The organism is Pedobacter sp. GSP4 (assembly GCF_051857575.1).
In the GTDB taxonomy this organism is placed as follows: Bacteria; Bacteroidota; Bacteroidia; order Sphingobacteriales; family Sphingobacteriaceae; genus Pedobacter.
Genome location: NZ_JBPZIR010000018.1, coordinates 1 through 2365, shown reverse-complemented (window position 1 = coordinate 2365; position 2365 = coordinate 1). Strand labels below are relative to the sequence as shown.

Sequence of the window (2365 nt, the reverse complement as noted above, 5' to 3'; positions counted from 1 at the left end):
TTCGGGCGCAATTTTGGCGAAAGACGATGCCGGTTCAGCGAACTCGGTAACCGGCGGAACGGCTGTTGCGAATGTACTTTCAAACGATACTTACAACGGAACCACTGCTGCTCCAACCTTGGCAGATGTGACCATCACCAACGGCACCAACGACAGTAATGGCAAGGTAACGCTTAACCCTGCAACAGCAGTGGTAAGCGTGGCTGGGAATACCCCGGCGGGCGTTTACACTTTGACCTATACCATCACCGATAAACTGGATGCTTCGAAAACTTCTACCGCTACGGTAAAAGTGACGGTGGCTTCAGGCTCGATTTTGGCGAAAGACGATGCTGGTTCGGCTAACTCGGTAACTGGTGGAACAGCTGTCGCAAACGTATTAGCGAACGACAATTATAATGGCACCACAACTGCGCCAACTATAGCAGATGTCACCATCACCAATGGCACCAACGACAGCAACGGAAAGGTAACGCTTAACCCTGCAACAGCCGCGGTAAGTGTGGCCGCGAATACCCCGGCGGGTATTTACACCTTAACGTATACCATTACCGATAAACTGGATGCTTCTAAAACTTCAACCGCTACGGTAAAAGTAACGGTTGCTTCAGGCGCAATTTTAGCGAAAGACGATGCCGGTTCAGCGAACTCGGTAACCGGCGGAACAGCTGTAGCGAATGTTTTAAGCAACGATACTTACAACGGAACTGCAACAGCACCGACATTAAATGATGTCACCATCACCAATGGCACCAACGACAGCAATGGCAAGGTAACACTCGACCCTGCAACAGGCGCGGTAAGCGTGGCCGTGAATACCCCGGCAGGTGTTTACACTTTGAGCTATACCATTACCGATAAACTGGATGCTTCGAAAACTTCAACCGCTACTATTAAGGTAACTGTTGCTTCAGGCGCAATTTTAGCGAAAGACGATGCCGGTTCAGCGAACTCGGTAACCGGTGGAACGGCTATAGCGAATGTTTTAAGCAACGATACTTACAACGGAACCACTGCTGCTCCGACCTTGGCAGATGTAACCATCACCAACGGCACCAACGACAGCAATGGCAAGGTAACGCTTAACCCTGCAACAGGCGCGGTAAGCGTGGCCGTGAATACCCCGGCAGGTGTTTACACTTTGACTTACACGATTACCGATAAACTGGATGCTTCGAAAACTTCTACCGCTACGGTAAAAGTAACGGTTACTTCAGGCGCAATTTTAGCGAAAGACGATGCCGGTTCAGCAAACTCTGTAACCGGCGGAACAGCTGTCGCAAACGTATTAGCGAACGACAATTATAATGGCACCACAACTGCGCCAACTTTAGCAGATGTCACCATCACCAACGGCACCAACGACAGCAATGGCAAGGTAACGCTTGACCCTGCAACCGGCGCGGTGAGCGTGGCCGCGAACACCCCTGCAGGCGTTTACACCTTAACTTATACCATTACCGATAAGCTTGATGCAAGCAAAACTTCTACCGCTACGGTAAAAGTGACCGTGGCTTCTGGCGCAATATTGGCGAAAGACGATGCCGGTTCAGCGAACTCGGTAACCGGCGGAACGGCTGTAGCAAACGTACTTTCAAACGATACTTACAACGGAACCACTGCTGCTCCAACCTTGGCAGATGTGACCATCACCAATGGAACCAACGACAGCAACGGCAAGGTAACGCTTGACCCTGCAACAGGCGCGGTAAGTGTGGCCGCGAATACACCGGCTGGTGTTTACACTTTAACTTACACGATTACCGATAAACTTGATGTAAGTAAAACTTCTACCGCTACGGTAAAAGTGACCGTGGCTTCAGGCGCAATTTTGGCTAAAGACGATGCCGGTTCAGCGAACTCGGTAACGGGCGGAACGGCTGTAGCGAACGTACTTTCGAATGATACTTACAATGGAACTGCAACAGCACCGACATTAAATGATGTCACCATCACCAACGGCACCAACGACAGCAATGGCAAGGTAACGCTTAACCCAGCGACAGGCGCGGTGAGCGTGGCCGCGAATACCCCGGCAGGTGTTTACACTTTAACTTACACGATTACCGATAAACTGGATGCGAGCAAAACCTCAACCGCTACGGTAAAAGTAACGGTTGCTTCTGGTGCAGTATTGGCCAAAGACGATGCCGGTTCAGCGAACTCGGTAACCGGCGGAACAGCTGTCGCAAACGTATTAGCGAACGACAATTATAATGGCACCACAACTGCGCCAACTTTAGCAGATGTCACCATCACTAATGGAACCAACGACAGCAATGGAAAGGTAACGCTTAACCCTGCAACAGGCGCGGTAAGCGTGGCCGCGAATACCCCGGCGGGTATTTACACCTTAACGTATACC

Annotated in this window: 1 protein-coding gene; it reads left to right on the top strand. The window is 50.7% G+C overall.

Going from position 1 to position 2365, the window contains the following annotated elements; translation table 11 throughout:
* On the top strand, nucleotides 1-2365 hold a 2365-nt coding region (locus ACS5PU_RS24265), incomplete at both ends, for a beta strand repeat-containing protein (protein WP_439461741.1).